General features: G+C 58.4%; 26 protein-coding genes. 14 read left to right on the top strand and 12 right to left on the bottom strand.

Annotated features, from left to right (window positions below; all coding sequences use genetic code 11):
* Positions 1 to 18 precede the first annotated feature (18 nt).
* Together gatC and gatA are read left to right on the top strand one after the other, a co-directional pair.
* Positions 19 to 303 (top strand): Asp-tRNA(Asn)/Glu-tRNA(Gln) amidotransferase subunit GatC, encoded by a 285-nt coding sequence (gene gatC / locus F8B91_RS04580; RefSeq protein WP_196502517.1) that lies wholly within the window; start codon positions 19 to 21, stop codon positions 301 to 303.
* Positions 300 to 1,766, top strand: a complete 1,467-nt coding sequence (gene gatA / locus F8B91_RS04575) for an Asp-tRNA(Asn)/Glu-tRNA(Gln) amidotransferase subunit GatA (protein WP_196503889.1) — start codon at positions 300 to 302, stop codon at positions 1,764 to 1,766. The genes gatC and gatA overlap by 4 nt, the downstream gene beginning before the upstream one ends.
* A 95-nt stretch (positions 1,767 to 1,861) precedes the next feature.
* On the opposite strand, the gene F8B91_RS04570 is transcribed toward gatA, so the two are convergent.
* Together F8B91_RS04570 and F8B91_RS04565 are read right to left on the bottom strand one after the other, a co-directional pair.
* Complete coding sequence (locus tag F8B91_RS04570) at positions 1,862 to 2,518, bottom strand: peroxiredoxin (RefSeq protein ID WP_196502516.1); 657 nt, start codon at positions 2,516 to 2,518, stop codon at positions 1,862 to 1,864.
* Between the two features lie 93 nt (positions 2,519 to 2,611).
* A complete protein-coding gene (locus F8B91_RS04565; protein WP_196502515.1) occupies positions 2,612 to 5,068 on the bottom strand; it encodes a GcvT family protein in 2,457 nt (818 codons plus the stop codon).
* 146 nt (positions 5,069 to 5,214) lie between these two features.
* Between F8B91_RS04565 and F8B91_RS04560 the strand changes: the two genes are divergently transcribed.
* The 3 genes from F8B91_RS04560 to F8B91_RS04550 all read left to right on the top strand — a co-directional run bounded on the left by F8B91_RS04560 (position 5,215) and on the right by F8B91_RS04550 (position 7,445).
* A complete protein-coding gene (locus tag F8B91_RS04560; protein ID WP_196502514.1) occupies positions 5,215 to 5,616 on the top strand; it encodes a rhodanese-like domain-containing protein in 402 nt (133 codons plus the stop codon).
* 4 nt (positions 5,617 to 5,620) lie between these two features.
* Positions 5,621 to 6,832, top strand: coding sequence for an O-succinylhomoserine sulfhydrylase (gene metZ, locus F8B91_RS04555; RefSeq protein ID WP_196502513.1), 1,212 nt, complete (start codon positions 5,621 to 5,623; stop codon positions 6,830 to 6,832).
* 106 nt (positions 6,833 to 6,938) lie between these two features.
* On the top strand, positions 6,939 to 7,445 hold the full coding sequence (locus tag F8B91_RS04550) for a pyridoxamine 5'-phosphate oxidase family protein (RefSeq protein WP_196502512.1): 507 nt from the start codon (positions 6,939 to 6,941) through the stop codon (positions 7,443 to 7,445).
* Positions 7,446 to 7,455: 10 nt separating this feature from the next.
* On the opposite strand, the gene F8B91_RS04545 is transcribed toward F8B91_RS04550, so the two are convergent.
* Genes F8B91_RS04545 through F8B91_RS04520 form a run of 6 tightly spaced genes read right to left on the bottom strand, consistent with a single transcriptional unit; the run spans position 7,456 to position 11,937 of the window.
* Positions 7,456 to 7,719 carry a DUF2061 domain-containing protein gene (locus F8B91_RS04545; protein ID WP_196502511.1) on the bottom strand — a complete coding sequence of 88 codons (264 nt, stop codon included), beginning with the start codon at positions 7,717 to 7,719 and terminating at the stop codon, positions 7,456 to 7,458.
* Positions 7,716 to 8,483, bottom strand: coding sequence for a phosphoadenylyl-sulfate reductase (locus F8B91_RS04540; protein ID WP_196502510.1), 768 nt, complete (start codon positions 8,481 to 8,483; stop codon positions 7,716 to 7,718). The genes F8B91_RS04545 and F8B91_RS04540 overlap by 4 nt, the downstream gene beginning before the upstream one ends.
* Positions 8,473 to 9,003 carry a DUF934 domain-containing protein gene (locus F8B91_RS04535; RefSeq protein WP_196502509.1) on the bottom strand — a complete coding sequence of 177 codons (531 nt, stop codon included), beginning with the start codon at positions 9,001 to 9,003 and terminating at the stop codon, positions 8,473 to 8,475. The genes F8B91_RS04540 and F8B91_RS04535 overlap by 11 nt, the downstream gene beginning before the upstream one ends.
* Positions 8,990 to 10,645, bottom strand: a complete 1,656-nt coding sequence (locus F8B91_RS04530) for a nitrite/sulfite reductase (RefSeq protein ID WP_196502508.1) — start codon at positions 10,643 to 10,645, stop codon at positions 8,990 to 8,992. Before F8B91_RS04530 ends, F8B91_RS04535 begins: the two co-directional genes overlap by 14 nt.
* Positions 10,646 to 10,648: 3 nt before the next feature.
* Positions 10,649 to 10,987 carry a DUF2849 domain-containing protein gene (locus tag F8B91_RS04525; RefSeq protein WP_196502507.1) on the bottom strand — a complete coding sequence of 113 codons (339 nt, stop codon included), beginning with the start codon at positions 10,985 to 10,987 and terminating at the stop codon, positions 10,649 to 10,651.
* Positions 10,984 to 11,937, bottom strand: coding sequence for an NAD(P)-dependent oxidoreductase (locus F8B91_RS04520; protein ID WP_196502506.1), 954 nt, complete (start codon positions 11,935 to 11,937; stop codon positions 10,984 to 10,986). Before F8B91_RS04520 ends, F8B91_RS04525 begins: the two co-directional genes overlap by 4 nt.
* Before the next feature lie 149 nt (positions 11,938 to 12,086).
* On the opposite strand from F8B91_RS04520, the gene F8B91_RS04515 reads away from it, so the two are divergent.
* The 9 genes from F8B91_RS04515 to mazG all read left to right on the top strand — a co-directional run bounded on the left by F8B91_RS04515 (position 12,087) and on the right by mazG (position 20,220).
* Entirely contained in the window at positions 12,087 to 12,701 is a 615-nt protein-coding gene (locus F8B91_RS04515) for a helix-turn-helix domain-containing protein (protein ID WP_196502505.1), read from the top strand.
* 18 nt (positions 12,702 to 12,719) lie between these two features.
* Positions 12,720 to 13,415 carry a uracil-DNA glycosylase gene (gene ung / locus F8B91_RS04510; protein ID WP_196502504.1) on the top strand — a complete coding sequence of 232 codons (696 nt, stop codon included), beginning with the start codon at positions 12,720 to 12,722 and terminating at the stop codon, positions 13,413 to 13,415.
* A gap of 14 nt (positions 13,416 to 13,429) precedes the next feature.
* Positions 13,430 to 14,596: a D-alanyl-D-alanine carboxypeptidase family protein gene (locus F8B91_RS04505; protein WP_196502503.1), complete on the top strand. Its 1,167-nt coding sequence runs from the start codon at positions 13,430 to 13,432 to the stop codon at positions 14,594 to 14,596.
* A gap of 2 nt (positions 14,597 to 14,598) precedes the next feature.
* Positions 14,599 to 15,207 carry a dTMP kinase gene (gene tmk / locus F8B91_RS04500; protein WP_196502502.1) on the top strand — a complete coding sequence of 203 codons (609 nt, stop codon included), beginning with the start codon at positions 14,599 to 14,601 and terminating at the stop codon, positions 15,205 to 15,207.
* Positions 15,200 to 16,168, top strand: a complete 969-nt coding sequence (locus tag F8B91_RS04495; RefSeq protein ID WP_196502501.1) for a hypothetical protein — start codon at positions 15,200 to 15,202, stop codon at positions 16,166 to 16,168. The genes tmk and F8B91_RS04495 overlap by 8 nt, the downstream gene beginning before the upstream one ends.
* 22 nt (positions 16,169 to 16,190) lie before the next feature.
* Positions 16,191 to 17,735 carry a methionine--tRNA ligase gene (metG, locus tag F8B91_RS04490; protein WP_196502500.1) on the top strand — a complete coding sequence of 515 codons (1,545 nt, stop codon included), beginning with the start codon at positions 16,191 to 16,193 and terminating at the stop codon, positions 17,733 to 17,735.
* Between the two features lie 5 nt (positions 17,736 to 17,740).
* Positions 17,741 to 18,541 (top strand): TatD family hydrolase, encoded by an 801-nt coding sequence (locus F8B91_RS04485; protein WP_196503888.1) that lies wholly within the window; start codon positions 17,741 to 17,743, stop codon positions 18,539 to 18,541.
* Positions 18,538 to 19,338 carry an MBL fold metallo-hydrolase gene (locus F8B91_RS04480; protein ID WP_196502499.1) on the top strand — a complete coding sequence of 267 codons (801 nt, stop codon included), beginning with the start codon at positions 18,538 to 18,540 and terminating at the stop codon, positions 19,336 to 19,338. The genes F8B91_RS04485 and F8B91_RS04480 overlap by 4 nt, the downstream gene beginning before the upstream one ends.
* Positions 19,339 to 19,443: 105 nt before the next feature.
* Complete coding sequence (gene mazG, locus F8B91_RS04475) at positions 19,444 to 20,220, top strand: nucleoside triphosphate pyrophosphohydrolase (protein ID WP_196503887.1); 777 nt, start codon at positions 19,444 to 19,446, stop codon at positions 20,218 to 20,220.
* Here mazG and F8B91_RS16890 read toward each other — a convergent pair whose 3' ends face one another.
* The 4 genes from F8B91_RS16890 to hfq form a co-directional block, all read right to left on the bottom strand.
* Positions 20,221 to 20,871, bottom strand: coding sequence for a DUF3142 domain-containing protein (locus F8B91_RS16890; protein WP_196502498.1), 651 nt, complete (start codon positions 20,869 to 20,871; stop codon positions 20,221 to 20,223). It lies immediately after the preceding gene.
* Between the two features lie 37 nt (positions 20,872 to 20,908).
* On the bottom strand, positions 20,909 to 23,002 hold the full coding sequence (locus F8B91_RS04465) for a hypothetical protein (RefSeq protein ID WP_196502497.1): 2,094 nt from the start codon (positions 23,000 to 23,002) through the stop codon (positions 20,909 to 20,911).
* Positions 23,003 to 23,078: 76 nt separating this feature from the next.
* Positions 23,079 to 24,419: a GTPase HflX gene (hflX, locus tag F8B91_RS04460; protein ID WP_196502496.1), complete on the bottom strand. Its 1,341-nt coding sequence runs from the start codon at positions 24,417 to 24,419 to the stop codon at positions 23,079 to 23,081.
* Entirely contained in the window at positions 24,419 to 24,661 is a 243-nt protein-coding gene (hfq, locus tag F8B91_RS04455; protein WP_196502495.1) for an RNA chaperone Hfq, read from the bottom strand. Before hfq ends, hflX begins: the two co-directional genes overlap by 1 nt.
* Positions 24,662 to 24,686: the final 25 nt, after the last annotated feature.

The following is a 24,686-nucleotide window of genomic DNA, read 5'->3' as shown; positions in this document are numbered from 1 at the left end:
GGCAACAAGGAATCCCATATGTCTGTTGACGCTAAAACTGTGCGCCGTGTGGCGCGCCTCGCCCGCATCAAGGTTGAAGAAAATGACGTGCCCAAGCTGCAGGATGAGCTGAATGTCATCCTCGCTTTCGTCGAGCAACTGAATGAAGTGAATGTCGACGGCGTGGAGCCGCTGACTTCAGTGGTGGCCCAAGACATGAAGAAGCGCAAGGACGTGGTGACCGACGGCCATTACCCGAAGGACATCGTGGCCAATACCCAGAGTGAAGACCAGTTCTTCATGGTGCCGAAGGTGGTGGAATAATGAGCCTCACCAATCTCACCATCGCCGAAGCCCGCGCTAAGCTGAAAGCCAAGGAATTCTCGGCCCTTGAATTGACCAATGATTATCTGAAGGCCATCGACGCGGCCAAGGGCCTGAACGCCTATATCGTCACCACGCCGGAACAGGCCGTCACGATGGCCAAGGCCTCGGATGCCAAGTTGGCCAAGGGCGAAGGTGGCGCGCTGGAAGGCATTCCGCTCGGCATCAAGGATCTGTTCGCCACCAAGGGCGTGCACACCCAGGCTTGCAGCCACATTCTGGATGCGTTCAAGCCGGGTTACGAATCCACCGTCACCGCCAATCTCTGGCGCGAAGGTGCTGTCATGCTGGGCAAGCTCAACATGGATGAATTCGCCATGGGTTCGTCGAACGAGACCAGTTACTACGGCCCCGTCACCAATCCGTGGAAGCGCAAGAACTCCAACGCCTCGCTGGTGCCCGGTGGTTCGTCGGGCGGTTCCGCGTCCGCCGTGGCCGCGCATATTTGCGCCGCCGCCACTGCCACCGATACTGGCGGCTCGATCCGCCAGCCCGCCGCCTTCACTGGCACCGTTGGCATCAAGCCAACCTATGGCCGCGTCTCACGCTGGGGCATTGTCGCCTTCGCATCGTCGCTCGATCAGGCCGGCCCCATCGCCCGCGACGTGCGCGATGCGGCCATCATGCTGAAGGCCATGGCTTCGGTGGATGAGAAGGACACAACTTCGGTCAACTTGCCGGTGCCCGATTACGAGGCAAGCCTGGGCATGAGCCTCAAGGGCCTGCGCGTCGGCATTCCGAAGGAATACCGCCCCGATGGCCTGTCGTCCGAGATCAACGCGCTGTGGGACAAAGGCGCCCATTGGCTGAAAGAGCAGGGCGCCGAGATCGTGGAGATTTCGCTGCCTCACACCAAGTATGCGCTGCCCGCCTATTATATCGTCGCCCCGGCAGAAGCGTCTTCCAACCTCGCCCGCTATGACGGCGTGCGCTACGGCCTGCGCGTGCCCGGCGAAGACCTGATCGACACCTACGAAAAAACCCGCGCCGCCGGCTTCGGCCGCGAAGTACAGCGCCGCGTGATGGTCGGCACCTATGTGCTCTCTGCTGGTTATTATGATGCCTATTACGTCAAGGCCCAGAAAGTCCGTACACTGATCAAGCGCGACTTTGATGAAGCCTGGAACAAGGTCGATGTGGTGCTCACGCCTGCAACGCCGTCGCCCGCTTTCGCCCCCGGTGAAATCACCGACCCGGTAGAAATGTATCTGAACGACATTTTCACGGTGACGGTGAACATGGCCGGCCTTCCGGGCATCGCCGTGCCCGCCGGCCTCTCGGAAAGCGGCCTGCCGCTGGGCCTGCAGCTGATCGGGAAACCCTTCGACGAAGAAACCCTGTTCAAGACAGGCTTCGCCATCGAACAGGCGGCAGGAAAATTCACCGCGCCGAAGTGGTGGTAACTTCCATCATCTCACGATGAAACGAAAAAGCCCGGTCACAAAGACCGGGCTTTTCCATTCTGGACAGGGGAGGGAGGAGCCCTGGAGCCAGTGTATTAGTCGAGGCGCACGGTGCGCAGATAGGGCTTCACGGATTTCCAGCCTTGCGGGAATTTCTCCTTGGCGGCTTCATCCGAAACCGAGCCGAGGATGATCGCGTCATCGCCCTTCTTCCAATCGGCCGGTGTCGCCACCGACTTGGTGGCGGTGAGCTGCAACGAGTCAATCACGCGCAGGATCTCATCAAAATTACGGCCCGTGCTCATCGGATAGGTGAGGAGCAGCTTAATGCGCTTGTCCGGTCCGATCACGAACACCGTGCGCACCGTGGCATTGTCCGCCGCTGTGCGGCCCTTGGCATCGCCTGATGCGTTCGGATGGATCAAGCCGTAAAGCTTGGCCACGCTGAGATCGCTGTCGCCGATCATCGGATAGGTCACTTCTGCGCCCGCCACATCCTTGATGTCGCTTTTCCAACGCAAATGGTCATCCACGCTGTCGACCGAGATGCCGATGAGTTTGACGCCGCGCTTATCGAATTCCGGCTTCTTCTTCGCCATGGCACCGAGTTCAGTGGTGCAAACCGGGGTGAAATCCTTGGGGTGCGACACCAAAAGGGCCCAAGAACCATCAATGTAATCGTGGAATCGGATACGGCCTTCGGTCGTGTCAGCCTCGAAATCCGGAGCAATATCGCCAAGTTGCAATGCCATGTGTGTCTCCTGTCGTTCGGTATATCTACAATGTGTTCGTTATAACGAACAATGTCAAGTGCACCAATGTGCATGACCCATAAGATTTTTATTTCAAGCCTTTATCCGCTCACTCTTTGGGTCATAGAAGCTCTGCAATTGCACTTTTGCCGGGTATTTCTTCCAGGCCAGCTCCACTTCCCACGTCCCCGCATTGATCCATTCCGCTGTCACGCCGCCTTCGTTTTTCACATAGGCCAATCCAAGAGACAGGCCCATACGATGCCCGAAAGCGCCCGACGTGGTGGACCCAACGATAACGCCGTCCCGGTATACCGGTTCCTCGTGATAAATCATCGGCGCGTCGGCAGATGTGTCTTCCAGCGCCAGCGCCACCATGCGCTTGGGGAACCCCTTGCCGCGATGCGGGAGTAGGGCGTCCTTGCCGATAAACCCGCCGGGCTTGTCCCAGGCGCAGGCAAAGCCCAGACCCGCTTCCAGCGGCGTATCTTCATCCGCAATGTCATGGCCCCAATGGCGATAAGCCTTTTCCATGCGGGCATTGTTCATCGTATGCATGCCGGCGGGCTTGAGCTTGAACTCCGCACCCGCCGCCAAAACAGTTTCTATCACATGCGCAGCAAACTCAGCAGGGATGTAAAGCTCCCAACCCAATTCACCGACATAAGTGATGCGCGAAGCCCGCACGCGGGCGTAACCGATTTCCAGTTCCTGCGAGGTGCCGAACGGGAAAGCTGCATTGGAGAGATCAGCGCCCGAAAGCTTCTCCAGCAAGGCGCGAGACTTTAGCCCCATGATCGAAAGCATCGGCAGGCCGGATGTCACATCCACGGCCACGCAATGCGCATCGGCAGGCGTGTGCTTCTTGAGCCAGGCCATGTCGCGCGTCTGCGGTACGGCACCGGTGACGACGAGGAAGCGATCTTCGGCCAAGCGAGTCACCGTCAAGTCAGCCTCGATGCCGCCGCGTTCATTCAGCCATTGGGTGTAAACGAGCTTGCCGGGCTCCACATCCACATTGTTGGATGAAATCCGGTTCAGCACCTTACAGGCATCGCGGCCCGCCACTTCATACTTTGCAAATGAAGACTGGTCGAAGAACACCACGTCATTCTTCAGCGCATCAGCCTCGGCCTGTGCGGCAGGGAACCAATTCTGCCGGCCATAGGAGTATTCATATTCCTTCTTCATGCCGGGCAGGGCGTACCAATTGGGCCGTTCCCAGCCATTCACTTCGCCGAACACCGCGCCCAGTTTCTCCGTGTACTGATAAAATGGCGAACGCCGCACCCCGCGCGCCGTTTCGGCCTGACGGTAGGGCCAATGCATCGCATAGAGAAGCCCAAGGCTTTCGGTGACGCGGTCGCGCACATAGGCCTTGTTGGACTGGAACGAATGAATGCGGCGAATATCCATGCCGTTCACATCCATCGGTGAATGGCCATTCTTGATCCAATCGGCCAGCACCAGCCCCGCACCGCCGGACGATTGAATGCCGATGGAATTGAAGCCGGTGGCCATAAACAGGTCCTTCAGCTCGGGTGCTTCGCCCAGATAATAGCGCACATCAGGCGTGAAACTTTCCGGCCCGTTGAAGAACAATTGAATGCCCGCCGTTTCCAGTAGCGGCACGCGTGCAATGGCACTGGTCAGGATCGGCTCGAAATGATCCATGTCTTCCGGCAGGGTGACGAAGGCATGCTCGTCATCAATGCCGCCACCACCCCATGGCTTGGCCTTGGGTTCGAAGGCACCAACCATCAGCTTGCCGGCATCTTCCTTGTAGTAAGTGCATTCATCGGGCACGCGCACCACCGGCATGTTGCGCGGCAGCTTCTCGATGGGCTCGGACACGATGTAGAAATGCTCGCAGGCATGGAGCGGAATGTTCACGCCCACGCTTCGGCCCAATTCACGGCTCCACATGCCGGATGCCACCACCACCTTGTCGGCGGTGATCGTGCCCTGTGTGGTCTCCACGCCAGTGGCCCTGCCATCCTTGGTCAGAATGCGGGTCACCTTGGTGTTCTCGAACACTTTGGCGCCGCGCGAGCGCGCACCGGCCGCAAGAGCCTGCGTCACGTCGATCGGGTTGACCTGGCCATCCTTGGGCAGGAACACGCCACCTTTGACGCCCTCGAAATTGTAATGCGGAATGCGCTCTTTCAATTCACCCAGCGGCAGCACATCCACGGCAAGGCCAAAATTCTTGGCCATCGAAGCGCCGCGCAGCAGTTCCTCGTAGCGGCCATCAGACAAAGCCAACGAGATTGAGCCATTCTGCTTGAAGCCGGTGGCCTGTCCGGTTTCCTTTTCCAGTCCCTCAAAAAGGCTGGTCGTGTATTTGGCCAATTCCGTCAGGTTGCGCGAGGCGCGCAGCTGCCCGACCAGACCAGCCGCATGCCATGTCGTGCCGGAGGTCAATTGCTTGCGCTCCAGAACCACCACATTGGTGATACCAATCTTGGTCAGGTGGTACGCGATCGAGCAGCCCACGATGCCGCCCCCGACAATCACCACATCTGCCTGTTTCGGAAATTCCTGCGCCATAACCAATCCTTTGCTTGATCAGGCAATCTAACACTGATGCGCGTTACGATCATAGCCAGACTGTCTCACCTGCTGGTCCAATCAGCTTTCCCCTTTGTAGGTTTTGTCGGGTGTTGTATGACGACACAAACGACAAGGACCGACAAATGTATAAAGGCGATTTGCCTCCACCCGAAGCCCACCAACGCCTCAAGGCCAATCCCGCCGCCGTGCTCATCGACGTGCGCACCCAGCCGGAATGGACCTTTGTGGGCGTACCGCAGGTGGACCGTCTGGTGCGCCTGTCATGGCAGGTTTACCCAACCATGGATGTGAATGCCCGCTTTGTCGAAGAGGTGCGCGCACTCGGCCTGCCGCCCGATGCCGAAGTGTTCTGCATTTGCCGCTCTGGCGCGCGCTCCGCCTCGGCTGCCACTGCGCTTGCGCAAGCGGGTTTCACCAATGCCTGGAACGTGTCGCAAGGCTTCGAGGGCGACAAGGACGCGGACGGCCACCGGGCCCGCGTCAATGGCTGGAAGGCCGCAGGTCTTCCCTGGGTGCAAAGCTGAGATCATGAAAAAAGGCAAATACACCAAGACGCAAGACCCGACCGGCTGGGGTGACTCAACCAAGTTGATCCGCGGCGGCCTGACCCGTTCCGAATTCGGCGAAACCGCCGAGGCGCTCTATCTCACCTCTGGTTATGTCTATGACGATCCGGAATCCGCCGAGCGCCGTTTCAGCGGCGAAGAGGAAGGCTATGTCTATGGCCGCTATGGCAACCCCACCGTCACCATGCTGGAGGAACGCTTCCGCATGCTGGAAGGGGCAGAAGCCGCCTATGCCGTAGCCTCAGGCATGGCCGCCTGCTGGGGTTCACTGGCCTGCCAGCTGAAATCCGGCGATCACATTGTCGCGTCGAAATCGCTGTTCGGCTCGAACTACCAGATCCTTACGGTAATCTTGCCACGCTTCGGCATCACCGCCACGCTGGTCGATGGCAATGACTTGAGTGCGTGGAAAGCCGCGATCCGGCCAGAAACCAAAATCCTGTTTTTCGAAACGCCATCGAACCCACTGCTCGAAGTGCTGGACATTGAAGCCATCAGCGACATCGCCCACAAGGCCGGTGCGCAGGTGGTGATCGACAATGTCTTCGCCACGCCGCTGCTGCAGAAGCCGATGGAGCTGGGTGCGGATATCGTATTCTATTCCAACACCAAGCACACCGATGGGCAGGGCAGGGTGTTCGGCGGGATGATCCTGTCCACCGCCAAATTCAAGGAAGAGCTGTTGAAGCCCTTCCTGCGCCACACCGGCCCCACGCTCTCGCCCTTCAACGCCTGGGTGCTGCTCAAGGGCCTGGAAACGATGAAGCTGCGCGTCAACGCCTCCAGCCATTCGGCGGAATATCTGGCCAACAGCCTGGACGGCATGCCCAGCATCGAGCGGGTCTATTATCCGCATCACGACACGCACCCGCAGGTGCGCCTGGCCAAGAAGCAGATGAAGCTGGGCGGCACCATGGTGTCCTTTGATGTGAAGGGCGGCAAGGAAGGCGCTTTCAATTTGCTCCGCAGGCTGAGGATCATTGATATCTCCAACAATCTGGGCGATTCAAAATCCCTGATCACCCATCCGGCCACCACGACGCACAAGAATATTGGACCGGAAGCGCGCGCGCTGATGGGCATCAGTGATGGCTGCCTGCGCTTATCGGTGGGCCTGGAAGATGCAAGTGACCTGTTGGCTGACTTGAAGCAGGCAATGGCAGTCAACAGCTAAAAATAAGAGGGAGGGCGCACAGGGTCCTCCAATGTTGCTGCACGTTTTTTAGGGAACTTCGCCCCGGTTCCGATGTTCCACTTGTTCAAGCAACAAGGAGTGCACCATGAGCAAGGACCAGCAAAAGAGTGATCTGAGCCCGCAGGAAGTGACCGACCGGATATGGGAACTCGCTGAAAAAATTGACATCTGCATGTTTACCACTTGGGATGGGAAACAGCCACGCGCACGGCCCCTCTCTGCTCGTGTTTTCCGAGAAGAACATGTAATCCACTTTCTAGTGGATGAGGAGGGCGCCAAGAATGCCCAAATCGATCAGAACCCTATTGTCACGCTGGCTTGGGCGGATAACTCTGCCTACAAATATGTCACCATCACCGGCCGCGCGTCAGTCAAAAATGACCGCGACCTGATCGCTGACCTGTGGGAGAAAACCGACAAAGCTTGGTGGGACGACGAGACCGATCCCAGCATCCGCGTGATCACGGTTTCTCCCACTGAAGGCGAGCTATGGGATAGCCCCAGCAAGTTGGTGGCGATGACCAAAATGATTGCAGCAGCCTTGACCGGAGCAAAGCCGGATATGGGCGACAACGCCAAGACGCGGCTTTAATCAAGTCGGCTTATGCTTTCTTTAAATCGCGCAAGCCAAAGCGACTAAAAGACCAAGCGCGTTCGTGGAAATAATACAACACAATCTTGGTCACCACTTCGAACGTAGCGATCGATCCTGCGATCTTGAACGACCCGGTGAAAAGCCAGCCCCAGAAGGCCGTATCGAGCGAACCGATGATGCGCCAGCTCACCGCTTTGGCGAATGACCGGCGTGGATTGGAATTTGAACTGATGTGTTTCTCTGCGGCGCCGCTCGGCGAAGTCTCGCTCATGCGTTCACCAGATCAGCGGCAGATCCTCGCGCTTCCATGCGGATGATCTTGCCATTGGCCGAAAAGTGAATGCCGCATTCGGTCTTCTCTTGCCCCATCCAGCGGCCGGCACGCGGATTATCCGCGCTGCCGCCCTTGGTGGTGCAGGTGGTCGGCGCACAGCCGATCGAATGATAGCCTTCCAGATTTAGCGGATGTGACGGCAATTGCCGCATAACCTTGTAATTATGCAGATCGAGCGAAGTGAACGAGGCCAGCGGTTCCAGTTTGATGCGCTGGTCATCGAATGAGATCGGCTTCAGGTCAGAACGCGCCGCGCCATGGAAGCGCTTGCGGCCGGAAATCATCACATCAAAACCGCGGAAAGCCTTTTCCATCGGCAAGGTCTTGCGGATATGGCAGCACCGGTCCGGACTGCTGAGATGCAGCGTACCCGCCGGATCGTCACGTTCCAGATCAGCCACATTCGGTTGGAACACGCGAACATCGCGCAGGCCCAGTTCACGCGTGAGCCGGTCACGGTATGCAATGGTTTCCGGAAACAGCTTCAGCGTATCGAGAAAGATCACCGGAATGCTGGGATCAACTTCCGACAGCATGTGCAACAGCACGGAGGATTCAGCACCGAACGATGACAGGAGCGCGATACGGCCTTCAAAGTCACGCGCGAAGGCACGGATCAGATCGCGTCCTTCCAAGCCCGCATAGGCTTCGAGAACTTCGTTCTGGTTGATCGGTTGTGGTTGAGGATTTCTAGCCAGCATGAGGCTGTTCCTCCCAAGCCTCAAAACCCTGATGGCGGATGGACCACACTTCAGTTTCTTGTACCTGACGGAACAGCCCGCGCTGATAGGCAAGCGACATCTGGTGTGCCGCGGCCTGCCAGACTTCGAGCGGGAAACGGTCAGTCACCAAAAATGAATCGAAACCGATCTGCCGCATATATTGCAGCTGGTCCGGCAGCACATTGCCTTCGGCGCGCAACTCGCCACGATAGCCGTCAAGCCGCAGCCCGCGCGCAATCGAATAGCTGCGACCGTCAGTGAAGGCCGGGAAGCTCAACACCACCAGCGCAATCTTCGAAAGATAAGGCGTGAGTTCTTCGACTTTGTCGGTATTGGCCAGACGCACACCCACCATCGCGGGGAGCTTGGCAATCTCGTCCCATTCCTTCTTCAAACGCGGAAAGCTGACCAACACGCGGCCGGCTTGCGGCAGCGCGTCTTCATCTCCAACAGTGATGTAATCGTCATCAACGAACTGACTGTTCTTAAGCAGTGGCATAGAGCGCCTCCTTGAAGGGCTTGGGCCCCACGCGGCGATAGGCACTGAGGAAATCCTCGCCCCTGTCGCGCAGTTTCACATAGGTATTGAGAATGGTTTCGATTGCATCGGGCACCTCATGGGCGGCAAAGCCCGGCCCCAGAATTGTACCGATCGACGCGTTCTCGGATGACGAGCCACCCAGCGTGATCTGGTAATATTCCTCGCCTTTTTTATCGAGGCCCAGGATGCCGATATGGCCCACATGGTGGTGGCCGCAAGCATTGATACATCCGGAAATATTGATCTTCAGCGGGCCGTAATCTTCCTGCTTGGCCAGATCGCCGAATTTGCGGCTGATCGCCTGCGACACAGGGATCGAACGGGCCGTGGCAAGCGCACAATAATCAAGGCCGGGGCAGGCGATGATGTCACCAGCCAGCCCATAATTGGCGGCGGCGAGATCATGCGTCTTCAGTTCTTTCCAGATCGTATAGGCATCTTCCAGCTTCACATGCGGAAGCACGATGTTCTGGGCATGGCTGACGCGCAGCTCATCGAAGGAAAAACGCTCGGCCAGATCCGCCATCACGCGCATCTGATCGCCCGTGGCATCGCCGGGGATGCCACCTTCAGGCTTGAGTGAAATGTTGACGATAGTGTAGCCATCGCGCGCATGGGCCGCCAGATTATTGCGGGCCCAGCCAGCAAATTCTAGATCAGCGCGGCGTGCATCTTCGTAATGCGGCGCAAAGCGCGACAGCCTTTCAAAAGCCGGCACAGCGAAATATTTGGTGATGCGGGCGAGTTCGGCTTCTTCAACCTGCGTCTGTTGCGCCGGATGCTTGGCATATTCGGCCTCAACCTCGGCGCGGAATTTCTCGGCACCGATTTCATGCACCAGGATCTTGATGCGTGCCTTGTACTTGTTGTCGCGGCGACCATAGAGATTATAGACGCGCATGATCGCTTCCAGATAGGCGATCAATTCATTCTCAGGCAGATGTTCGCGCACAGTTACAGCGATCATCGGCGTGCGGCCCTGGCCACCGCCAACCATCACTTCCCAGCCATGCTGGCCAGCTGCATTCTTGTGTAATCGCAAGCCGATGTCATGCACCTTCACGGCGGCGCGGTCATGCGGCGCACCGGTAATGGCGATCTTGAACTTGCGCGGCAGGTAGGAGAATTCCGGATGCAGCGATGACCATTGGCGGATCAATTCACCAATCGGGCGCGGATCAGCCAGTTCATCAGCGGCAGCACCAGCCCAATGATCGGTAGTCACGTTACGAATGCAATTGCCGGATGTTTGAATGGCATGCATTTCCACATCGGCCAAAGCCTGCAGAATGTCGGCGGTGTCTTCCAGCTTGATCCAGTTATATTGGATGTTCTGGCGTGTGGTGAAATGGCCGTAGCCCTTGTCCCACTTGTCGGCAATGTCGCCCAGCTTGCGCATCTGCTTGCCAGAAAGCGTACCGTAGGGAATGGCCACGCGCAGCATGTAAGCGTGCAGCTGCAGATAAAGCCCGTTCATCAAACGCAGCGGGCGAAACTCATCTTCCGTCAATGCGCCAGACAGGCGGCGGTTGGCCTGGTCACGGAACTGCGCGGTGCGCTCGCTCACAAACTTGGCATCAAACTCATCATAACGATACATGGCTTAAACCTCATCCAGCAGAAACGCACCGGCGGTGCCTTCTGCCTGTTTGCCCAGATCGAGCCGAACCGTGGGGCCCAAAGTGCGAATACGCTCGCGATTGTCAGTTGCCCGGATTTTGCCGTTAATGCGCGTTGCGGCGAAGAAATACTGCCCCGTGACCACATTGGCCTTCACGTCCGCAAGCGCGCGCGCCTCAAGGGCTGCCGTAGCTTCGGGCTCCAGCGCCAGCACTGCATCGTCAATCTTCTCGCTCCAGCTGCCATTGCGTTGCAGGAACACGGCAATGCCGTCGCCCAAACGATTGGCCGTCATCACCTGGCCCTTTTCTTCCGCACTCATGATGCTGCTTTCTCAAATTCAGGATAGATATGGTCAGCCGCATGTGCGGGTGCAACCGTCTCAACAACAACGCCTTCAGCCTCCGCTTTGGCTTTCAGCGCAGTGGCATTGCCGAGAACGACCACCAACTGGCCGCGCTTCACTTCATCAAGCAGGTTTTCAGTGCCATCAATGCGTACAGCATCACGCCGTGCCATTTCAATCAGGGCAGGGGCAACATCGCCCACCCGACCGATCACATCGGCTTCCATCAGGCGGCGCTGCGCTTTCAGCGTCAGTTCATCAATATCGGCAGGAGCGCTAATGATGGTCAGGCGGCCCTTGCTGCTATGCGCGTGATGAAACAGTGCATCCCCCACGGCCAGTTCATAAGCCACTTCATCCTTGTCCTTCAGAGCATCCGCCACCGAACCAAAGAAGAAGTCCGCCCAAAAGCTACGGCGGCGTTTACCAGCCTCAATCTTCTCGGCAACCAAGGTCCGCAAAGCCGAAGCCCGGCGTGCCACAGCACCCAATTGGCTAGGAACGAATGCGTCGATCTTCGACCGCAAGGCCTGCGCCAACACGGGTGCAGCACCTTCAGTTCCAATGGCAATCACCACCGGGTCGCGATCTACAATGGAGGGCACCAGGAAAGAAGAGAGTGCGGCATCATCCACCGCATTGACCGGAATGCCGCGCGCCATCGCATCGGCGGAAACCTGCGCATTCCATTCCGGCACGGAAGAGAACACCAGCTTCACCCCATCCAGATGCTTCGCCTGATAGGTTTTCGCCTTCCACATCACGCGCGGATTGGCGTTCAATTCCGGGTGAAGATCATCGGCAATCACTTCAATCTGCGCCGGCGTCTTCAGCAGCAGGCGGATTTTGCGCAAGGCTTCCTCGCCGCCGCCGATCACGGCAATGCGGGCATTTTCGAGGTCATAAAACAGCGGGAAATATCGCATGGGAGCGCTCCGTTCGCTTTACTGGTCCGCCGTCATTTTCACCAAACACCAGCTTTTCCTTTAAAAAACACTGGATTTGGACTATCTTTTGGGCGTAAAGGCAGTTTGTTCGTTATTCCGAACGCCAGTTCTATTTGAAGGACCAGCCTATGTCAAGCCGCCGCGACCCCAAGAGTTCCACAACTGCGACAGAGGATGCAGGGGCCGATCTGGGCAAGACCATCCAGCGTTTGCGCAAGGCTTACAACATGTCGCTGGGCGAACTTTCCGAACAATCCGGCGTGGCCAAATCCATCATTTCGCAGATCGAGCGCAACGAAACCAACCCCACGCTTTCAACCGTTGTGCGCCTCTCCCGCGCGCTCGATACGACGGTGGATGAAGTGCTGCGGGGCGAGCAGCAATCACTCTTTATTGATCACCAGACCAAGTCGGGTATTCCCATGCTGGAAAGCCAGGACGGCCTGTGCCGCCTCGCCATCGTCGGACCCTTGAGCCTCGTTGATGTATTCCAATGGTATGATTTCCATGCCCAGGAAAAAGGCGTGCTGGAATCCTCGCCGCACCCTGCTGGCACCATCGAGCATCTTTATATCGTGACCGGCGAACTCGAAATCACCACCGGCGGCGAAACCCGCATCGGCCGGGCAGGCGAGGCGGTGCGCTTTCGCGCCGACGTGCCGCACAAGATTGTCAATATCGGGCCGGGCGCAGCCCATGCCGTAATGATGCTGGCCCTCAAGCAGTTTGGCGCGCCTGCCTAAGCCTGCTAGTTTCGGCTCATGTCTGAAACATCCTCTCCGATCAAACTCCATGACAGCTGGTTCAAACCGCTCGCCGGGGAATTCAACGCGCCTTATATGCACAAGCTGCGCGATTTCCTGCTGGCCGAACGCGAGTCGGGCAAGCAGATTTTCCCTAAGGGCTCGGAATGGTTTGCGGCCCTCAATTTTACGCCGTTGGACAAGGTGCGCGTGGTGATTCTGGGGCAGGACCCCTATCACGGTGAGGGCCAGGCGCACGGCCTTTCATTCTCTGTACGCGATGGCGTGCGCCCGCCACCTTCTTTGGTGAATATTTACAAGGAACTGGAAACAGACCTCGGTATCAAGCCAGCGCGCAGCGGCAATCTGCAACATTGGGCGGAGCAGGGCGTGCTGCTGCTGAATTCTGTTCTAACCGTCGAGTCAGGCCGTGCAGCATCGCATCAGGGCAAAGGCTGGGAACTTTTTACTGATGCCATCATCCGAGCGCTGAATGCGCAAAGCCGCCCGCTGGTCTTCATCCTCTGGGGTTCCTATGCGCAGAAGAAGGCTGCCTTTGTCGATCGCAGCAAACACCTGGTGATCCCTTCAGCCCACCCCTCGCCGCTCTCCGCCCATAATGGCTTCTTCGGCTCGAAGCCCTTTTCAAAAGCCAACGCTTTCCTTGCTGAACACGGCGAAGGCGAAATCAACTGGGCATTGCCCGCCAACTAGCTTAAGCCATGCCCATGCTCCCGCGCCTCCTGATTGCGTTTCTCCTGCTCTTGGCCGCACCCGCCTGGGCGGCCCCGGCCAACCCGCCGGCGGCGGCACCTGCTTTTGATATTCCGGCCCGCAGTGCAATCCTGATCGACGCAAAATCCGGCTACGTCTTTTTCGAAAAAGATTCTGACAAGCCTATCCCGCCCGCCTCCATGGCGAAGCTGATGACCCAAGCTTATGTGTTTGATCTGATCAAGAGGGGAGATGTGAAACTGGACCAGTTGATGGTTGTCAGCCCCAATGCGGTGAAAATTGGCGGTGCCGCCGGCGGCAGTTCCACCATGTTCGCCAATCCCAACTCACAAGTGGCAGTGGATGATTTGCTCCACGGCGCCATCATCCAGTCCGCCAATGATGCTTGCATCGCACTGGCAGAAAACATTGCAACCAGTGAACTTGTGTTTGCCCAGCGGTTGAATGTCCGCGCGAAGGAATTGGGCCTGACCAATTCTTCGTTCGCCAATTCAACAGGGTTGCCGGACCCTGCCGAGCGCATGAGCGTGCGAGACCTTGGCATCCTTGCCCGCTACATCATCGACACCTATCCCGAGTTTTACAAAATTTACGGCCAGCGTGAATTCACCTGGAACAAGATCACCCAGCCTAATCGCAACCCGCTGCTGAAAGACTATGACGGCGCGGACGGTATGAAGACGGGCTACACCAAGGAATCTGGCTACAGTCTGGTGGGCTCGGCTGAGCGCGATGGCCGCAGGCTGATCATCGTGGTCGCTGGCCTCGACAGTGTCAGTGCCCGCCAGCAGGCCGCGCAGAAGCTGTTGGATTATGGCTTTGCACAATTCAAACCCATCCGCGTCTATGAGCCCGGCGATGTTGTTGTGAAGGCCCGCGTGTGGGGTGGCGACACGCCATGGGTAGACCTTGTGGCACCTCAAGGTTTCGACACGGCGCTGGCCCCGTTTGAGCAGAACAAGGCAGACATCAGCGTAAGCTACTCGCGTCCACTGATGGCCCCGGTCAAAGCCGGCACCCCGCAAGGCGTGATCCGGCTGAAGGTGGACGGCCAAGTCATGGCTGAGGCCAAGCTGGAAACCGCTACTGACGTTCCTGCGACAACCTCCATGTGGCACAAGGCGCTGGACACGGCCTTGATCGCGCTCTTCGGAGGCTAAGCATGCTCATTACTTTCGAAGGCGGCGAGGGCACCGGGAAGTCGACACAGGTGAAGCTGCTGGCAGAGCGCCTGCGCCAAGACGGCAAGGACGTCATCACCGCGCGTGAACCCGGCGGCACGCCTGAAGGCGAGGCCCTGCGCAATCTTCTGGTGTCCGGAGACACGGGGCGCTGGTCAGCCAAAGCCGAGGCGCTGCTCAATTACGCAGCCCGTGACAGCCATTTGCGCCACGTGATCCGCCCGGCACTTGCTAAGGGCCAACACGTCCTCTGCGACCGCTTCATGGATTCTACTCGTGCCTATCAAGCCTATGCTGGGGGCTGCCCTTTCGAACTGATCGACCATCTGGAAAAATCTATAGTCGCTGATACTCGCCCGGCACTCACTTTGATTTTTGATCTCGATCCGAAACTCGGCCTCGCGCGCGCCAGCAACCGCGGCACCGACGCCGAAGACAGGTTTGAGCGCAAAGGCTTGGGCTTTCATCAGAAGCTGCGTGAAGGCTTTCTCACTATCGCCAAGGCAGAACCCCAGCGTTGCAAGCTGATCGACGCTTCGCAATCCATCGAAGCTGTTTCCGCCAAGATATGGCAGGTGGTCAATGGCTGAGGAAAATGAAGACCCGCGCGAACGCCCCTGGCATCCGCGCTACACCACAAAGCTTATCGGCCACGCCGCCGAAGTGAGCCAATTTGAAAAGGCCTTCAAATCTGGCAAGCCGCATCATGCCTGGCTGCTCTGCGGGCCGGAAGGCATCGGCAAGGCCACCATGGCCTACCAGTTGGCCATCAAGGTGTTGGGCGGCACTGATCAGGCGCGGCGCTGGATGGAGAGCAGGGCGCATCCGGATTTGTTCGTGCTGGAGCGCCAGCTCAATGATTCCAAGCCGCGGAGGCTGCGCGCCGAAATCTCGGTGGATGATGCACGCGGCCTGGCCAACTTTCTCGCCCGTACGGCTTCAGGCTGGCGCGTAGTCATCGTGGATGCGGCGGATGATCTGAATTCCGAAAGCGCCAATGCCATTCTCAAACTGGTGGAAGAGCCACCAGCCAAGACATTGATTTTTCTGGTATCTCACCAGCCGGGCCGGTTACTGCGCACCCTCAAATCACGTTGCTTGCGGATGATCATGCAGCCGCTTGTGCAAGAGCAGGTTCTAAGCATTATCAATAACTTGCCTCTAGATGCTCGACCAAACCCTGAGGAGTTGGACCGAGCGGTGGCGCAATCCGGCGGCAGCATCTCGCAAACGCTGGCGCTGCTGTCCTCAACCGGAGCCAAAGCCTTCGCGCGCTTTGCCGGATTGACAAAACCGCGCGCTGGAGAGCTGCTGGCCATAGCAGAACAGCTAGGTGGCCGCAACGTTTCGTGGGATGAGTTCGGCATCTTCAACCGCCTGCTTCTGGAATGGACGGCCGCCCGCGCCAAGTCTACGGCCTCGCCCGCACTGGCCGAAGCCTATAGCCGCCTGGCCGAACGCGCCCGCATTGCCGAAGGCTTCAACCTCGATCGGAAGCAGGCCGCGATGGAGCAGCTCCAGATCGTGAATGATGCCTTGAAAGCGTCGTGACCCCGGCGCTATAGCCAAGCTCATGACCAAAGAGACCTATCTGATTTCCACCGCCATTCCCTATGCTAATGGCGCGCCCCATATTGGCCATGCCTATGAGCGGATCGCCACTGATGTGATGGCGCGTTTCAAGCGGCTGGACGGCGCTGATGTCCTGTTCATCACCGGCATGGATGAGCATGGCCAGAAGATGCAGCAGACGGCAGCGCGCGAAGGCATTACACCAATCCAGCTGGCCGACCGCACGGCGGTACTGTTCGAGCAGATGGGTGAAGACCTGAACGCCAAAGCTGACGACATCGTGCGCACCACCCAAGCGCGCCACCGCGAAGCGGTGCAGGATATCTGGCGCCGCATGGAAGCCAATGGCGATATTTATCTCGCCAAATATTCCGGCTGGTACTCGGTGCGTGACGAGGCTTACTACGACGAGGACGAAACCGAAGTCCGCGAGGAACGCCGCTTTTCGCTGAAAACCAATACGCTGGTCGAATGGGTAGAAGAGGAGAGCTATTTCTTCAAGCTCTCCGCCTATGCCGAGCCGCTGCTGAAATTCTACGACGAGAATCCAGATTTCATCGTGCCGGAGCAATACCGCAACGAAATCGTCTCCTTCGTGAAGCGCGGCCTCAAGGATCTCTCAATCAGCCGCACCACCTTCAATTGGGGCGTGCCGGTGCCGGACAATCCGAAGCACGTCATGTATGTTTGGGTCGACGCGCTCACCAACTACATCACTGCCACCGGCTATCCCGATGCCAAGGCACCGCTCGCCCATTTCTGGCCCGCTTCTGCCCATGTGATCGGCAAGGACATTACACGCTTTCACGCCATCTATTGGCCGGCCTTCCTGATGTCGGCCAAACTGCCCACGCCCAAGCAGATCGTCGTTCACGGCTTCCTGTTCAACAAGGGCGAGAAGATGTCGAAATCCACCGGCAATGTGCTCAGCCACAAGGACCTGGTGGATCAATATGGCGTCGACCAAGTGCGCTATTTCTTCATGCGCGAAGTGCCTTACGGCAATGATGGTTCCTACAGCCAGGATGCCATCCAGGGCCGGATGAATGCCGACCTCGCCAATGATCTCGGCAACCTCGCCCAGCGCTCGCTGTCAATGATCAACAAGAACTGCAATGCGGTGGTGCCGGTCTGCGGCTCGCTGTCGGACAACGACAAGGCGATATTGGCGATGGCGCAAGCCATGCTGGCCGAAGTGCGGAACCAGCATGCCGCCTACGCCATTTCAAAGGCCATGGATGTGATCTGGAAAGTGGTCGCTGAGGCCAACCGCTATTTCGCCGGCGAAGCGCCCTGGGGCCTGAAGAAGACCGATCCAGCCAAGATGGAAACGGTGCTCTATGTCACCGCCGAAGTACTGCGCCGCGTCGGCCTGCTGGTGCAGCCCTATGTGCCGCAATCCGCTGCCAAGCTGCTTGACGCACTGGCTGTGCCACAAGAGGAACGCAGTTTTGCCAGCTTCGACACGGCGCTGAAATCCGGCACGCCGCTGCCAGCCCCACAGCCGATCTTCCCACGCTACGTGGAGCCTGAGGCCAAGGCATGAGGCAGCTGATCGTCGATAGCCATTGCCATCTCGACTATGACGGGCTGTCGAACCAGTTGCCGGATGTGCTGGCGCGTTGCCGCGAGCAGGGGGTTGGCCTGATGCTGACCATCAGCAGCCGTGTGGAAAATTTCGATCGTGTGAAGGCCATCGCTGAAGCCCATGACAACATCTTCTGCACCGTGGGCACCCATCCGCACAATGCACATGAGGAACTCGACATTACGGTTGCAGAGCTGGTGAAGCTGGCTCAGCACCCCAAATGCGTCGGCATCGGCGAGGCGGGCCTCGATTATCACTATGACCTCAGCCCGCGCGATGCGCAGATGACTGGTTTCAAAAACCACATCGCCGCCGCGCGTGAAACCGGCCTGCCGCTGGTCATCCACACCAGGCAGGCGGAGGAAGACACCGCCCGCGTGCTGGAAGAGGAAATGGCAAAGGGCGCTTTCAAGGCTGTGCTGCATTGCTTCACCTCACAGCAATGGCTGGCAGAGAAGGGGATGGAACTCGGCCTCTATGTGTCCTTCTCGGGCATCCTCACTTACAAGAATGCAGAAGACCTGCGCACTACCGCCAAGGCGATGCCAGTCGATCGTCTGCTCGTGGAGACCGATGCGCCCTTCCTCGCGCCAGTACCGTTTCGCGGCAAGGACAATGAACCAAGCTACGTCGTGAAGACGCTGGAGACACTGGCCGCCACAAGAGGCCTCACGCGCGACGAGATGGCCTATCTCACCTCGGCCAATTTCTTCCGGCTATTCGACAAGATACAAATGCCAGCCACTTTCCGGAATGCGGCATGACGCTGGCATTAACCATCTTGGGCTGCGGCTCATCGGCAGGCGTGCCGCGCGTCGGCAATGACTGGGGCGCCTGTGACCCGGCCAACCCAAAGAACCGCCGCCGCCGCTGCTCGATCCTGCTGGAACGCAAGGGCCCGGACGGTACCACCAAGGTGCTGGTCGATACCGGGCCTGATCTGCGCGAGCAGCTGCTGTCAGCTGAAGTCTCGCATCTCGATGGTGTGTGGTTCACGCATGACCATGCTGACCACACCCACGGCATCGATGACCTGCGGCCGCTCTATCTGATCGGCCGCAAGCGCCTGCCCATCCATGCCACGCCGGAGACCATGCGCACCTTGCAGTCGCGCTTCGCCTATTGTTTCGTCTCCGCCAATGACTACCCGGCCATCGCCCAGCCCCACGAGATCACGCCTTACATTACGGTATTAAGCCATGGAGCAGGGGGAAGCATCACGGCCCTGCCCATCCCTGTGCGCCATGGCAATATCGACGCGCTGTGCTTCCGCAGTGGCGACACCGCCTATATGCCCGATGTGAATGGCGTACCCGAGCCTGCCATGACGGCGCTCCAAGGCCTAGACCTGCTGATCATCGACGCGCTGCGCTACAAGCCGCATCCCAGCCATTTCAGGCTTGAGGAGACCATCGGCGTGATCAAGGCACTGAAGCCAAAGCGCGCCGTGATCACCAACATGCACATTGATCTGGACTATGAAACCCTCGCCAAGGAGCTGCCAGAGAATGCCGTACCTGCCTATGATGGCATGAAGCTGGAACTGAAGGATCTGGCGTAGCACTTTGATGGGGCCAGCTTTCCGCCAAATTCTACCATCTCAGAATATTCCATAATATATATTATGCGAATGAAGGATTGAATGTCAGAACAAGACCCGACCCGCATGGACCCACGCTCCATCGATACCCTCCTAGCTGTGATGGCGGCCCTGCGCACGCCTGTCACCGGCTGCCCATGGGACCTTGAACAGAGCTTCGACACGATCGCACCCTACACGATCGAGGAAGCTTATGAGGTGGCAGAGGCCATCGAGAAGAAGGATATGGCAGCCCTGAAGGACGAGCTGGGCGACCTTCTGTTCCAGCCCGTCTATCACGCCCAGATAGCCGCCGAGGCTGGCGCCTTTACCTTTGACGATGTGATCGAGGCCGTGGTGACCAAGATGATCCGCCGCCACCCCCATGTCTTTGGTGACGAGGCTGCCAAGGCCGCTGGCGTCTCCAAGGGCTTCTGGGAGGCCAACAAGGCCAAGGAGCGTGCGGGTGCTCCCAAGCAAAGCGTGCTGGCCAATGTGCCTGTGAACCTGCCCGGCCTCACCCGCGCCCTCAAGCTGCAGGCCAAGGCCGCCAAGGTCGGCTTCGACTGGCCCTCCGTGGACAATGTCTATGACAAGATCACCGAGGAAATTGCCGAGTTCAAGGAAGCTGACGCCGACCACAAAAAGGAAGAATTCGGAGACCTGCTCTTTGCCATGGCCAATGTGGCGCGGCATTTGGGCATCGACCCGGAGGCTGCACTGCGCGGCGCCAATGCCAAATTCGAGCGCCGCTTCGACTTCATCGAAATCGAGCTGGCCAAGGCAGGCAAGGAGCCCAAGGATTCCGATCTGGCGGAAATGGACGGCCTGTGGGACGCAGCCAAGAAGGCCGAGAAGGCGTGATCAGCGCCCTGCTCCATTCACCAGGAAAACCACATAGCCCCTGAACATCGGATCAGCCGCCAGATTGCCCGGTGCACTCCACCCGCCACCCTCCAGCAGGCCAACGCGAAACGGCACATTGAGCTTTTGCAACCGCACCAGATAGTTCTGATAGCCGGGTATCACCCGTCGCCCCTGGTAGATCTGCAGGATCACTTCATCCACCACGCCATGCAGTGCAGCCAGGTCCGCTGCCCGCGCATTGGCACCCCAATCAAGCAGCCCGGTAATGCCCAGCTTCAGCTCTGATGGAAGCTTCGCCCTCACATCCCGGAGGAAGGCCACATAGCTACCGAGATTGCGCGTGCCGGAATCGAAATCAATCTGCAGGCCCGCCATGTCATTGCCTGCATCCTGCCACGCCGCCACATGGCGCAGGATATTTTCCATCGCACCAGGAGGCCAGTCCAGCGTTTGCACCCGGTAAACAATCCAGACCTTGCTGGTCTTCACGCGCGGCGTGGCCCCGCGCTGAGAGGTGATCCCCCGCGCCGTCACCTCGCCAGCCAGCAAGAACACTTCCTGCGCCTTGGCCAGTGCCGGCTTGGGCGTTACCCCCGACCACAGCCAGAAGGCACGGTAATCGTCGGCGGATACCGGCTGCGCGCTCACCAGGGCGGGCCATAGGGCCAGCAGAACGACAGCCAGCCTAGTAATAGTATTTCGTGTCGCGCGCATAAGCCGTGCTGCCGAATTCCGACTTCAGCCTGTTGAACCAGCCCTTGCGCACATTCTTGTCCACATCCTTGCCGCCGCAATGGTTGTCGCCCACCGAGGCATAGCAATTGATCGCGCGCGAAAGTGCAAAGGCCTTGTCGTCACCGGCAGCTTTCACATCGGCCATGACCTGCGTGTAGATGTCTTGTCGCGTGATGGTAGTACCAGGGAACATGAGCGCAGACCCTCCCAGCTCATCCTTGGCCGGCCTTGTGGCAAGCTCAAACTCATCGCCGATCACCAGCCGCAGGAACTCACCCAGGCAAAGTTTGGCATGGCCATCTTTGGGTGAAGCCGCAAGCTTGGCGGCGATGGCTGCAAGTGCAGGGCAATCAAACCCCTCCCCCTTGCCATCCCACAGGAAATCCTTGAGCGCCGGTCGCGGCCCAAGCTTCAGGTCCGGCGTTTCCACGTTGGCCGCCGCTGGCGCGATCAGCTTCACATCATCCACGAAGGATTTGTAAGCGCCCTGCGTCAGGTCGCGGTAGAGCAGCGTGTAAAGCGCCAGCTCGCGCTCCGACCGGCTGGTCGCGGCATTGATAGTCTCACGGCGCAGCAGGCCGGGCCCCGCCACATATTCCAGCAGATGCACGCGCACCAAAGTGCTGCTCACCGGACTGTCCTTGGCGAACACGGCATCGGCCTTGCCTGCCCGCTCCTGAACCATGGCCAAAGCGAGCTCCGCATTAGCGCGTTGCAAGGGCGAGCTGGCATGCTCGATCACATCCGCAAAACCCTTCGCATCATGCGCCGCTTCGGCCCTCAGCATCGCCGTTGCAAAGGCCAGGTTGTTGAGTTTGTCGGTGATCTTCTGTTCCGGAAGCAGGGCCAGAACCGCCTTGTCATCATGCTTCACGAAATGTGCAAGCGCGGCTTGGAGATACACAAAAAGCTCCGGCTTATCCTTGAATACGTCTTTCACCGCATCGAGATTAGCTTCGGTGAGATCAAGCTTGGCATCTTCAGGGGCATTGGGGCGCATGCGCTTCAACAGGTCGGTCGCCAGCAGCAAAGGATCAGCCTTAGCATCGTGGTAGGCGTCACTGGGAAGCTTGGCATCAATTTCTTGCGAAAGGTCAGTCTCGCTTAGAGCCTTCACGGCATCCGCCGTATCATTGATCTGAGCGCTGTAGGCTTCCAATTGCTGCTTGGCATCGCCCGATAACCAGAAGGCCCGGCGCAGCAGCCCGCGTGCCGAATTGAGATAGGTGCCTTCTGGATAAGCCTTGATATAGGCGTTGAGCGCTTCACCTGCAGCAGCTGCAGCAGTCTTGTCGGATTTGGCGAGATCAACGTCACCGTAATCACTCAAACCCGATTGCAATGCCGCCAGAAGTTTGACGCGCGCTTCCATATAAATCGCCGCTTCCTTCACCCAGGGCTGCTTGGCCTCCTTGAGCGAGGTGAAGCCTGCCGGATCATTGTGATCCACCGTGTAGAACTTGTTGATTGCCGCCAGATAAGCCGCAAATTCGGTGGCTGCGGGAGAATGCACGGTGAGCGTGGGAAGCGGCGTTGCGGCCGCATCGCTGGATGACGAGCAATGGATCTGCTTGCGGGCATCAGTCAGCGCCTGCTTCTCGGTATCTTCAACGCCGCTGTCACTCGTAACAGCTTTTACAAAACCATCGGCACCGCTGCTATCGCTGATGCAGATAGTCCCTTCCCCATAAGTCTCTGAACCATCATCGGCAGGCTTCTGTGCGTCATCCACGGGCGCAGCGAACAGGGCCGCAAAGCTCTGCCAGTCAGTGGGCCAGGCCCAATCACTGTTCGGCCAGTTTGAATAGGCGGATGATTGTGCATCATTCAGCTTGTCTGCACTCTTGCCGCGCAGATCGAGCAGCAGTAGCGTGAAATTAACCCGCGTGTCATTGGCCGGCGAAATCACCGCCATGTTATCGCAGCTGCTGAAATCCGTGTGGAAGGCTTGCAGGCTGGGTGTGCAGCCTGCGTCGCCGCTGGCGCGCGCCTGGCTGGAAAAAGCGATGACGAAAATCGAAATCAGAAAAATCAGAACGCGCATGAAATCCTCTCGGGCCTGAGCACCATGTGGTGCCGCAGTCTTAGAGGATAATTCCGCGCAACGGAATGGGCTGAACTTAAGCCCGAGCCTTGATTGTCTTACCGAAGCGTGCAGCAGCCTGCCCCGCCGCATTGGCATCCAGCCGCAGCGTAAGCTTGGTGCGCCCGTCCTTATAAATGTGACGATCAATCACTTCGCCGCGCTGATGCGCCCAGGCGAGGCCCTGCCCATCTGAAGCGTCTAGCGTCAATTCATAGACCGTGCTGGTTTTCGCCAGTTTCAGTTCAACCAGATCCAGCAAATGAGGAATGCCTTCGCCCGAAAGTGCGGAGACCAAGGCCACATCGGCGCGCCGGTCAGACTTGGCCAGCATGCCGCTGCGCGCAGCCTCATCCAGAAGGTCGGCCTTGTTCCACACTTCGATGATCAGATTCTTGCGGTCTTCTGAAAGACCCAGATCACCAAGCACCTTGGCCACATCAATGGCCTGTGCCTCGGACTCTTCATGGGCAATGTCACGCACATGCAGGATCACATCGGCCGCCAGCACTTCTTCCAGCGTGGCACGGAACGAGGCGACCAGCGTGGTTGGCAATTCGGAAATGAAGCCCACCGTGTCAGACACGATAATCTTGCGGCCCGTAGGCAGCGTGATGTTGCGCATCGTCGGGTCGAGCGTGGCAAACAGCAAATCCTTGGCGAACACATTGGCGTCCGTCAGCTTGTTGAACAGCGTAGACTTGCCGGCATTGGTGTAGCCCACCAGTGCGACGATCGGATAGGGCACGCGTTCCCTGCCCTTGCGGTGCAAGTCACGGGTTTTCACCACCACTTCAAGCTCGCGCTCGATCTTGGCGATGCGCTCTTGAATGAGGCGCCTATCCGCTTCGATCTGGCTTTCGCCAGGGCCACCAAGGAAGCCGAAGCCGCCGCGCTGCCGCTCCAAATGGGTCCATGAGCGAACCAGGCGTGATTTCTGATACTGCAGATGTGCGAGTTCGACCTGCAGTGAGCCTTCACGCGTCGAAGCGCGGCGGCCGAAAATTTCCAGGATCAAACCCGTGCGGTCCAGCACCTTGCAGTCCCACGCGGTTTCAAGGTTGCGCTGCTGAATAGGAGAAAGCTGGGCGTTGACGATGACCAACTCAACCCCGGTCTCCTTAACCTTCTTGCCGATTTCCTCGACCTTGCCGGAGCCAATATAGGTAGCAGGCTTGGGTGCAGCCAAGGGCGCAATGATCGCGAGCTCGATCTCAAGATCAATGGCATCAGCCAAGCCCATCGCCTCTTCCAGCTTGGAAGCAGCAGTGCGCTCAAAAGCATGCTGTGCCTTGTTGGTCTTGGGCTCGACGTGAACCACAATGGCGCGAGCGGCCTCAGGCCCCTCGCGCGAAAAATCAATACCTTTACCAGTCACTACTCGCGGTTCTCGTCTTCAAAAAGGCTGATCGGGGCGCCCGGCATGATGGTTGAAATCGCGTGCTTGTAGACCAGCTGCGAAACGCCATCGCGCCGCAGCAGCATGGAGAAATTATCAAACCAGGTAATGATGCCCTGCAGCTTGACGCCGTTCACCAAAAACACGGTGACGGGCACTTTTGTCTTGCGCAGGTGATTGAGAAAGGTGTCTTGCAGGTTTTGTTGTTTTTCTTGTGCCATGACCATACCGTGGGTTGTTGTTGTT

Origin of the sequence: Aestuariivirga litoralis, assembly GCF_015714715.1 — a bacterium.
In the GTDB taxonomy this organism is placed as follows: domain Bacteria; phylum Pseudomonadota; class Alphaproteobacteria; order Rhizobiales; family Aestuariivirgaceae; genus Aestuariivirga; species Aestuariivirga litoralis_A.
This window is presented reverse-complemented; position numbering and strand designations above follow the sequence as displayed.

Coding starts and splice junctions, on each gene's coding strand:
- F8B91_RS04530 (WP_196502508.1), bottom strand. CDS start 10,645: ATGTATCGTTATGATGAGTTTGATGCCAAGTTTGTGAGCGAGCGCACC.
- F8B91_RS04480 (WP_196502499.1), top strand. CDS start 18,538: ATGACGCTGGCATTAACCATCTTGGGCTGCGGCTCATCGGCAGGCGTG.
- F8B91_RS04525 (WP_196502507.1), bottom strand. CDS start 10,987: ATGAGTGCGGAAGAAAAGGGCCAGGTGATGACGGCCAATCGTTTGGGC.
- F8B91_RS04520 (WP_196502506.1), bottom strand. CDS start 11,937: ATGCGATATTTCCCGCTGTTTTATGACCTCGAAAATGCCCGCATTGCC.
- F8B91_RS04505 (WP_196502503.1), top strand. CDS start 13,430: ATGCTCCCGCGCCTCCTGATTGCGTTTCTCCTGCTCTTGGCCGCACCC.
- F8B91_RS04565 (WP_196502515.1), bottom strand. CDS start 5,068: ATGGCGCAGGAATTTCCGAAACAGGCAGATGTGGTGATTGTCGGGGGC.
- F8B91_RS04465 (WP_196502497.1), bottom strand. CDS start 23,002: ATGCGCGTTCTGATTTTTCTGATTTCGATTTTCGTCATCGCTTTTTCC.
- F8B91_RS04545 (WP_196502511.1), bottom strand. CDS start 7,719: ATGAGCGAGACTTCGCCGAGCGGCGCCGCAGAGAAACACATCAGTTCA.
- mazG (WP_196503887.1), top strand. CDS start 19,444: ATGGACCCACGCTCCATCGATACCCTCCTAGCTGTGATGGCGGCCCTG.
- F8B91_RS04570 (WP_196502516.1), bottom strand. CDS start 2,518: ATGGCATTGCAACTTGGCGATATTGCTCCGGATTTCGAGGCTGACACG.
- F8B91_RS04535 (WP_196502509.1), bottom strand. CDS start 9,003: ATGCCACTGCTTAAGAACAGTCAGTTCGTTGATGACGATTACATCACT.
- ung (WP_196502504.1), top strand. CDS start 12,720: ATGTCTGAAACATCCTCTCCGATCAAACTCCATGACAGCTGGTTCAAA.
- F8B91_RS04550 (WP_196502512.1), top strand. CDS start 6,939: ATGAGCAAGGACCAGCAAAAGAGTGATCTGAGCCCGCAGGAAGTGACC.
- F8B91_RS04515 (WP_196502505.1), top strand. CDS start 12,087: ATGTCAAGCCGCCGCGACCCCAAGAGTTCCACAACTGCGACAGAGGAT.
- gatC (WP_196502517.1), top strand. CDS start 19: ATGTCTGTTGACGCTAAAACTGTGCGCCGTGTGGCGCGCCTCGCCCGC.
- metG (WP_196502500.1), top strand. CDS start 16,191: ATGACCAAAGAGACCTATCTGATTTCCACCGCCATTCCCTATGCTAAT.
- F8B91_RS04540 (WP_196502510.1), bottom strand. CDS start 8,483: ATGCTGGCTAGAAATCCTCAACCACAACCGATCAACCAGAACGAAGTT.
- hfq (WP_196502495.1), bottom strand. CDS start 24,661: ATGGCACAAGAAAAACAACAAAACCTGCAAGACACCTTTCTCAATCAC.
- metZ (WP_196502513.1), top strand. CDS start 5,621: ATGAAAAAAGGCAAATACACCAAGACGCAAGACCCGACCGGCTGGGGT.
- tmk (WP_196502502.1), top strand. CDS start 14,599: ATGCTCATTACTTTCGAAGGCGGCGAGGGCACCGGGAAGTCGACACAG.
- F8B91_RS04495 (WP_196502501.1), top strand. CDS start 15,200: ATGGCTGAGGAAAATGAAGACCCGCGCGAACGCCCCTGGCATCCGCGC.
- F8B91_RS04560 (WP_196502514.1), top strand. CDS start 5,215: ATGTATAAAGGCGATTTGCCTCCACCCGAAGCCCACCAACGCCTCAAG.